9 protein-coding genes are annotated in these 8,354 nt (G+C 40.6%); 1 reads left to right on the forward strand and 8 read right to left on the reverse strand.

Going from position 1 to position 8,354, the window contains the following annotated elements:
- Positions 1-92: 92 nt before the first annotated feature.
- The 6 genes from WAX46_RS01425 to WAX46_RS01450 all read right to left on the reverse strand — a co-directional run bounded on the left by WAX46_RS01425 (position 93) and on the right by WAX46_RS01450 (position 6,776).
- A complete protein-coding gene (locus WAX46_RS01425; protein ID WP_226566970.1) occupies positions 93-2,243 on the reverse strand; it encodes a penicillin-binding protein in 2,151 nt (716 codons plus the stop codon).
- Between the two features lie 7 nt (positions 2,244-2,250).
- Entirely contained in the window at positions 2,251-2,598 is a 348-nt protein-coding gene (gene ftsL, locus WAX46_RS01430; RefSeq protein WP_226566947.1) for a cell division protein FtsL, read from the reverse strand.
- Between the two features lie 36 nt (positions 2,599-2,634).
- Positions 2,635-3,567, reverse strand: coding sequence for a 16S rRNA (cytosine(1402)-N(4))-methyltransferase RsmH (gene rsmH / locus WAX46_RS01435; protein WP_226566948.1), 933 nt, complete (start codon positions 3,565-3,567; stop codon positions 2,635-2,637).
- Positions 3,568-3,633: 66 nt separating this feature from the next.
- Positions 3,634-4,065 (reverse strand): division/cell wall cluster transcriptional repressor MraZ, encoded by a 432-nt coding sequence (gene mraZ, locus WAX46_RS01440; RefSeq protein ID WP_226566949.1) that lies wholly within the window; start codon positions 4,063-4,065, stop codon positions 3,634-3,636.
- Positions 4,066-4,191: 126 nt separating this feature from the next.
- A complete protein-coding gene (bshC, locus tag WAX46_RS01445; RefSeq protein ID WP_226566950.1) occupies positions 4,192-5,811 on the reverse strand; it encodes a bacillithiol biosynthesis cysteine-adding enzyme BshC in 1,620 nt (539 codons plus the stop codon).
- Positions 5,812-5,876: 65 nt separating this feature from the next.
- The gene (locus tag WAX46_RS01450) at positions 5,877-6,776 is read right to left on the reverse strand and encodes a 2-dehydropantoate 2-reductase (protein WP_226566951.1); all 900 of its coding nucleotides are present in this window, start codon (positions 6,774-6,776) and stop codon (positions 5,877-5,879) included.
- A 211-nt stretch (positions 6,777-6,987) separates the two neighbouring features.
- Here WAX46_RS01450 and WAX46_RS01455 point away from each other — a divergent pair, with 211 nt between their 5' ends.
- Positions 6,988-7,467: an N-acetyltransferase gene (locus WAX46_RS01455; RefSeq protein ID WP_226566952.1), complete on the forward strand. Its 480-nt coding sequence runs from the start codon at positions 6,988-6,990 to the stop codon at positions 7,465-7,467.
- A 49-nt stretch (positions 7,468-7,516) separates the two neighbouring features.
- Here the strand turns inward: WAX46_RS01455 and gerR are convergent, their stop codons facing one another.
- Both gerR and WAX46_RS01465 read right to left on the reverse strand, forming a co-directional pair.
- Positions 7,517-8,056 (reverse strand): sporulation-specific transcriptional regulator GerR, encoded by a 540-nt coding sequence (gene gerR, locus WAX46_RS01460; protein ID WP_226566953.1) that lies wholly within the window; start codon positions 8,054-8,056, stop codon positions 7,517-7,519.
- Between the two features lie 153 nt (positions 8,057-8,209).
- The coding region (locus tag WAX46_RS01465) for an IS3 family transposase (protein WP_336493244.1) at positions 8,210-8,354 on the reverse strand (145 nt) is incomplete at its 5' end.

Here is an 8,354-nt window from a genome sequence, read left to right on the forward strand (position 1 = left end):
TGATATGCAGGCCCGTCCTTTTATAGAACGGTCTAAGTGTCTCCCTACACAACAAAAGAAAAAACCTAGCAACGATTTGCTAGGTTTTGCATTTAATTTGGGCTTTTAAAAGTCACAGTGACGACTTTATCTGAAATCTTTGCTCCACTTTTCACACTTTGTTTGACAGCATATCCTTGACCATTTGTTTCTATATGCACACCGGAAATGGACGCATATTGAAGTACTTCCCTTCTGGACCAGCCCGTCATATCAGGCATCTTAATGGTTTTTCCTGCTGTTTTCAAAAAGACTTTCTGGCTTTCAGAGAATTCAGAGCCTGCACTCGGCCACTGGCGTTTAATGGATAGACCATCGCCAATGACAACAGGAGTTAAGTTTTTATTTTTGGCTTCGGTTTCTGCCTGCTTCACTTCTAAATCTAGGAATGAAGGCATTGTTTCTTGTTTTACCTTTTGTTCGCCTGATGTTTTATCGCCTGTTTTCGTTGGTGCGATATTTAAATAGAGCAGACTATTTTTCATAACAGGGTTAAAGATTTCCGAAACTGGGGCAGAGCCTGTTTGTGTTTCAGATAACTGAGGCTGTTGTACGGCCACATAAACAAGTAGCTTCGGATCATCCTTTGGCGCCATACCCATAAACGAAAAAACGTAATCGTTTCTGCCTTGGAGGTAACCGCCGGCCCCGCCAATTTGTCCTGTTCCTGTTTTTCCAGCGACGTCAAAGCCTTTGATTTGATACGGCTGACCTGTACCAATTTTCGATGAAACAACCTCACCTAAAATGTCACGAACTTGCATGGCTGTATCAGAAGAAATCGGTTTTCCAGCCACTGTTGGTTCGTGCTGCAAGATCGTTTTATTTGTGTTCGGGTCTGTAATATGGTCGATTACATATGGCTTCATCATCGTTCCGCCGTTTGCAATAGCTGTAGCTGCTTTAATTTGTTGAATTGGTGTAATGGCGGACGCTTGACCATAAGCAGTCGATGCTTTGTCATATTCATATCTGTAATTGATTTTACTAGACGCTTCGTTCGGCAAGTCTATTCCCGTTTTGTCATGAAAATGGAATTTTTGCAAGTATTGTTCGTATCGCGTGAAGCCTAACTTTTCCTTTGCCAGCTTCGCAAAGGCCACGTTTGACGAACGAAGAACACCTTCATGAAAATCAATTTCCCCCCAGCCATTTCCGTTGTTGTGGTCTCTTACAAGGTCGCCGCCTACTCTATAAGTACCAGATTGATAATTGTCACTTCCTTGGTATACCCCTTCTTGGATCGCTGCAGCGAGTGTAAAGATTTTCATCGTTGAACCAGGCTCAAACGCATATGAAATGACATCATTGTTATAATTCGTAATGTCGAGTTCATTTAAATTAAAACTTGGCCGCTGTCCCATAGCGAGAACTTTTCCAGTTTTCGGATCAACGACTGTTGCAATGATTTTCTTCGGCTTATATTTTTTAGCGACCTGCGTCATACTTTCTTCAAGAAACGCCTGAATTTTTTGATCGATCGTTAACGTGACGTTTTTCCCATCCTTCGGGGCGACAATGTCTTCTTTGCTATTTGGAAGAGCCCAACCGCTTCTGTCACTATTATACGTAACATAGCCGTCTTTTTCTTTTAAATATTTATTCAGCGCCTTTTCAAGACCCATCGCACCTGACATGTCCTTGGTTGCTTCATCTAATCTAGCATAACCGATTAAGTTAGAAGCAAACATGCCGTTTGGATAATACCGCTTTGTATCTTTTTCAAAGGCGATCCCAGGAAGCTTTAGCTTCTCAATTTTTTCCTTTGCTGAAAAACTAATATCCTTCCCGGCTCTGCCAAACTCGACTTGGAACGCATCCTTTGTATTCAGACGCTTTAAAATTTCACTTTCGCTCATATCAATTACTTTTGACAGCTCTTTTGCTGTCTTTTCTTTGTCGACGACATGCATCGGATGCTTTGGATCCACCGTCATTTTCTTGCTCATGATCGCAATGAGCTTATAAACAGATGTATCCTCTGCAATTACTTTTCCATTTCGGTCTAATATTGATCCTCTTTTGGCTTCAAGTGTTTTCTTCGATTGATATTGTTCATTTGCCTTTGCGGCTAACACTTGTCCATCAACCGTTCCAGTAATCTGAATATAAATAAAACGTGCAAGGATGATAAAGAAAAACAGGGCGAAGCAAATACTCGCAATTGCCGCGCCTCTGTTCATCATTTTATTCTTTTTGGGCATCGCCATGTTAATCGACCTTCTTAACATCTTTCGATATGCTTAAGCCTGCTTTTTTAGCGGCTTCAATAATTCTCTCTGGTTCACTCAGCAGGTCTTTTTCCTTTTGTAGCTCTGTAATCTTTTTCGATTCTAATGACACTTGCTGTTCTAATTTCTGCACTTCGATATTTGTGTGATAGACAGCAAAGGCTTTAGAAATGATGAGAATGGAGCTGCACATAAGAGCCATGACAAACATGACAAATAAGATTTTTTCACCAAGAGTAATAGGACCTCTTCTTCTAATGACAACCGATTGGCCTTGCTGCTCTGTTTGATATTGCTTTACTTCTCTTTGGTAAGCCAAATTACTCATAAGAAACCTCCTTTTTATTATCATCTATGGTGTCGTTTACTTTTTTTCTGCAATTCGGAGCTTCGCTGAACGGGCACGGTTGTTATGTTCCAGCTCTTGTTCTGATGCGACGATCGGTTTTCTTGTGATCAGCTTCAGTTTTGGTTCAAGTCCTTCTGGAATCACTGGTAGTCCGTGCGGAAGTTCTGGAAGAGAAGACATCTCTTTAAATGTACTTTTACATATCCGATCTTCAAGTGAATGGAATGTAATGACAGAAATTCTCCCCTTCGGATTGAGTAACTCTACTGCTTGTTCTAGTGCTTCTTCAAATACTTTCAATTCGTCATTTACGGCAATTCGGATCGCTTGAAACACCCTTTTCGCTGGATGTCCGCCAGTTCGTCTTGCAGGTGCAGGAATTCCTTCTTTGATAATGTCTACAAGTTGACCAGTTGTTTCAATTAGCGCTTTTTTTCTAGCTTCTTCAATTTTGCGTGCGATTTGCTTGCTGAATTTTTCTTCCCCATATTTGTAGAAAATCCGAATTAGATCTTCAAATGGCCATTCATTCACCACTTGTTTAGCTGACAATGCAGCTGATTGATCCATTCGCATGTCAAGAGGTGCATCATGATGATAACTAAAACCTCTCTCTGGGGTGTCGAGCTGAGGAGATGAAACCCCAAGATCAAAAATCACACCGTCTACGCTTGTTATGCCTTGTTCATTCAGGCGTTCTTTTAAATATAGGAAGTTGCTTTTTATGAAAAGAATGTTCGCTTTTGCATCCGCGAGCTTCTTTCGTGCATGATCCAGTGCAGCGTCGTCTTGGTCAAATCCAATAAATGTACCTTTTTCTGATAATTGAGATAGTAAGTATGAGCTATGACCTGCGCCACCTAGCGTGCAGTCCACATAAGTACCGTCTTCTTTGACATTTAAACCGTCAACTGTTTCTTTTAATAATACTGTCTCATGTTGAAACATGATGTTATGGTCCCACCTTTTTCAAATAAAAATGAATGTGTAGAAAGCTTGCTGCACAAGGGATTATTATATATCAAATCCAATCATGTTTTCAGCAATTTCAGCAAATGAATCTTCTTGCTCTTCTGTATATTGTTCCCAGATCGACTTACTCCACAACTCAATTCGATTTGAAACGCCGATGACCACACATTCTTTTTCGAGTTTTGCATATTGGAGTAGGTTTGATGCGATATTTATGCGTCCCTGCTTGTCCAGCTCGCATTCGACTGCGCCAGAGAAGAAAAACCGGGTAAACGCACGTGCATCTTTTTTCGTTAGCGGAAGTGCTTTGAGCTTCTCTTCGATTAGTTTCCACTCACTCATAGGGTAGCCAAATAAACATTGATCAAGCCCTCTCGTCAGCACAAACTGTTCTCCGAGACCATCTCTAAATTTAGCAGGGATGATCATGCGCCCTTTTATATCAATCGTATGTTGGTATTCACCCATGAACATGATTCAGAGCCCCACTTTCTCACCCTTACTCTCCACTATCCACCACTTCTCTCCACAAAACTTATTTTACACTGTTTCTACATAAAAAAAAACCCTGAACTATTCAGGGTTCATTAAAACTTTATTTCAAAGTTTGACAATTTGTTGCTTGTTTCGAAATGAAAATGGCAGATTTTTGAATGTTTTGAAGAATTCTGGACCATATTTGTTTAAAAAATACATGATATTCCAAATTCTTTCTTGTGGTGCGTCAAGAGGTTTTAAACTATTTTCAATCCGTTCAAAGTCGCGAAGGATATATCCTTCCTTCTCTTCAACACGCTGAGCGACCTTATGATAGACAAATTGAAGTTGGTCTTCAATAAATTGGGCATTTTTATCCAGCATCTGCTCAAAGCTCGGTTCAATCTCTAACGCTTCTTGTCTCATCGCCTCATGAACAATCGCTAATTCACGTTTCGCATGATAAACCGATTGAACGAAGCTGTCTGGAAGACTTTGCTGAAAGTGCGCGTCCTTCTTTTCTTTCACTCCATTTGTCAGCACTTCTTCTACCGACAGCTCTCTCATCGGCAGTTTCTTGTCAATGTGCCTTTCAAGAATGGTCACATGAAGTCTTGGAAGAACAGGTGCCATCTTTAACTCAAAGTGCTCAACGATTCCTTTTAGCTCTCCCCAATAGTTCACTTCACCGTGACCTGCCATAAAAGCTAGTGTTGGGAGGAGAGTTTCCTGCATCAATGGGCGCGTCACCACATTGTTGCTAAACCGCTCTGGGTGCTCCTCGACTTCCTGCAAAAGCTCTTCCTTTGTCCAAGTAAGACCCACTTCTGATACAGAAAACTGTTGCTGCTCTTTTTCAATCAGGAAACGCTCCTCATCATATTCGTAAAACAGGTTTGCCTGGTGGTCACCAGCTTCAATAATTGGATGATACCCCGCTTTCTTCATGGCAGCCTGCGTTTCATGTAAGCGAGTTGTGATCGCATCATTTGTCTGTACAATGTGCTTGAATAACATACGCTCAAGTGGTTTGACCCCTAAGTCTCCTGAATTAAATAGCAGCAGCCCATCTTCTTCAAAAAGCTCGGAAACAATCCATTCAAAGAAATCAGTAAACGTTTCTGATTTGCGTAAACATCGAAGAAGTTGATCAAGCAAGTCATTTGTGTAAGCAGATTCCTCATAGGTTGAAAATACATCACGAAGCCATTTCTCTGTTTTCTCTTGATCCAGCGGTGTTCTTTTCGCAGCAGTTTTTTTTACGCTATGTAAGGGCAGCTTTTGTTTGACTGGACCTTTTTCGCCAGACGTATACACAGCATTTATTTCGTCTACGTCATGATCTTCCCCAGCTACCCAAAAGACCGGAATCACAGGAACTCCAAGCTCTGACTCTTTTTCTTTTGCAAACTTAATTATCGAAATGATTTTATGTATGGTATAAAGCGGCCCTGTTAATAGGCCTGCCTGCTGCCCTCCAACCACCATGACACTCCGTTCATCACGAATCTTTTCAATGTTATACCTCATAGCTGCCGATTCAAACTTTGCATGATATGCACTCATATAATCGGCTAAAGCCTCACGAGGGAAGCTCCTTTCCATGAGATCGTCGTATCTCTTTTTCCATGTATGCTCAGAATGTATATTATAATCAAAAAAAGCCGTCATCTCTTTTTTTTCTTCTATATAATCACGTATGAATAAATTCTGACTTCGGATGGAAAGTTCAGTCAATTGCATGTTTAGAACTTCCTTTCTTCAATAAATAGTTAGTTTCCCGAAAAAAGTATAGCATGTAAATGAGCTCACTCAAAAGATTTTGTTTGCTTTTTTTCCAATACTTCCAAGATTCTATTGAAGAAAGTAAGATGCGGGGCATGAATCCCTTGAGCTTGAGCCTTTTCCAAAAGATAGCCAACGATGGCTTTTCTTTCCGTTTGGCGTCCTTTCACGACATCTTGAACCATCGATGAATGATTGGCAGCCGTTTTATCACATATAGAGATTACATGGGCCCAGAGCCGATCTTTCTCAGTACTATCTAGAATAGAAACCGCCTCATCAAATGCACATCGCATCATGTATTCATATGATGGATTTGAGATCAGCTCCCCATTTTTCACATGCAATAAAGCCGTCAGTGGATTTATACAGACATTGACAAGCAGTTTTTCCTCCAGCACCTTTTTCCATTTAGCTGTGTAGACCATTTGAAAGTGAGTTGATACTTCATTCAATTCATCACTAATATCTGCTGTTGCCTCATGATGAAATGCCCCCCATTTAATTACACCAATGCCTGTATGGTTAACTGCATGATCTGACATCTTCATCGCGCCATGCTCTACCACCCCTATATATAATTGATGGGCCACTTCCCAATTCTTTAAGTCTAATAGATGGGCCATCCCGTTCTGTAAAAATAAAATCCGCTGACGAGGTAATGTCGATAGTTCACCCAATACATCTTGCAGTTGATGATATTTCACCGTCACAATGAGTAAATCAAATATTCCTGTTACCCCTGTCTGTGCATCGACTATTGCTCGAAACGTTTCTCCTCTCACCGTTCGTTCAATTCCTGACGCTCGAATTTCTTCTGCCTGTTCTTTTCTTCTTGTAAATAGGGTGATGTCATGGTGCTGTGATAAATAACTGGCACAAAGCAGACCAATCGCACCCCCGCCAATGATTCCAATTTTCAACTGCCGCACTTCCCTTTTTCTGTTTACTTCATCATATCAACTATTTTACCAGTTATATGTCATGATGCAAAAAGCAGAAAGCGCAGCATGATTGAATTTTTTTAATTTAAAAACTATAATAATAAGTGTAAAAACTTTTTTAGGCGGATGGGGTGAAAACGCCTTCAACGACATCACTGTCGACATTATTGTGTGTAAGGGGGAAGATCACATGACACAAGTAAAGCGTCTTCTAATTAATTACAAAACATTAGAGGAATTTAAACAATTTAAGGAATATGGCATTCAAGAACTTTCAATGCTTGAAGACCTTGAAAGTAATATGATTGAAAATGACAGCAATTCTCCATTTTACGGGATTTACTTTGGAGATAAGCTTGTGGCACGTATGAGCTTATATCAAGTTGATGGCTCGACGACTACGTATTTTGACCATAATCATGATTATTTAGAGCTGTGGAAGCTAGAAGTGCTCCCTGGGTATCAGCGTAAAGGATATGGAGAAGCACTTGTTGAATTCGCAAAATCTTTCGGACTGCCAATTCGTACAAATCCACGCGTCAAATCTGCTGGTTTTTGGGATAAAATGGGCTTTGAAGCGGTGAAATATGATATGGAACGCGATAAAGGTGAAAATCCACTCATTTGGGAGCCTGCGCATATCCAAAAGAAAACAGGAGAGTCAGCTTAACGGTTGATGACAAAAAACGCCCCTCCTTTCATCTGCGAGGGGCGTTTTCTTATTTTGCATAGTCTTTTAAGCTGATATTCTGTTTGACTCTTTCAACAATACCAATGAGTGCCCGGTAATCTTCTTCTGTCATTTTCAATTGACGCTTCAAGTGTTCATTTTCTTCTGTGAGCAACTTTAATTGATGGTGTGCATCCTTTAGCTCCTCGCATAAATAAGCTGGACCAGACGGTTCTTTCTCAAGCTGCTCTAAAAACTGAATCACTTCTCGAAGGGTCAATTCAGCTTGATCTGAAGATGTCTTCTCCTCTATTGTTAACGCCTGCTGTGGTAAACCTGAGGAATGGATACCGATCTTTTTACGCAATTCTTTCCGCTGCTTTTTCGCCAGCTCAATTCCTGCTTGATACTGTTTTCGGACGTAAGAATTCCACCTGAATCCACATGCTGCAGCTGTTCTCGACAGTGCTTTCCCGACCTCCTCAAATGCGGAAAGCTGGGTCCCGCCATCTCGAATATGCCTTAAGACGACTTCTGCTAACAGTAAATCTTCATCTTGTGTCCATGCGTCCTGCCTTGTAATCGTCAATTGATCATCCCCCCTGAATCTGAATACCACATCATATGCGCTTACTAGAGTAGATAGACTATTTACAGGACATAAACCTAAAAAATAGACAAATAAAAAAAACGCAAGGGAAGGGGACTGACCCCCGTTTTTGAGACAGGGATCAAAACACCTTTATACAGCCAATTGCCGATAGTTTATCGGTGATTGGTTGTTTAGTTTTGTTTGAATACGAATGTTGTTATAATAATAAATGTATTCTTTGACAGTGCGTTCTACGATGTTGGTCGTAGTTCGATCAATCCTGTTAAGATAGAAC

It is taken from the genome of Bacillus sp. FJAT-53060, from assembly GCF_037104745.1.
GTDB lineage: Bacteria > Bacillota > Bacilli > Bacillales > Bacillaceae > Bacillus > Bacillus stratosphericus_B.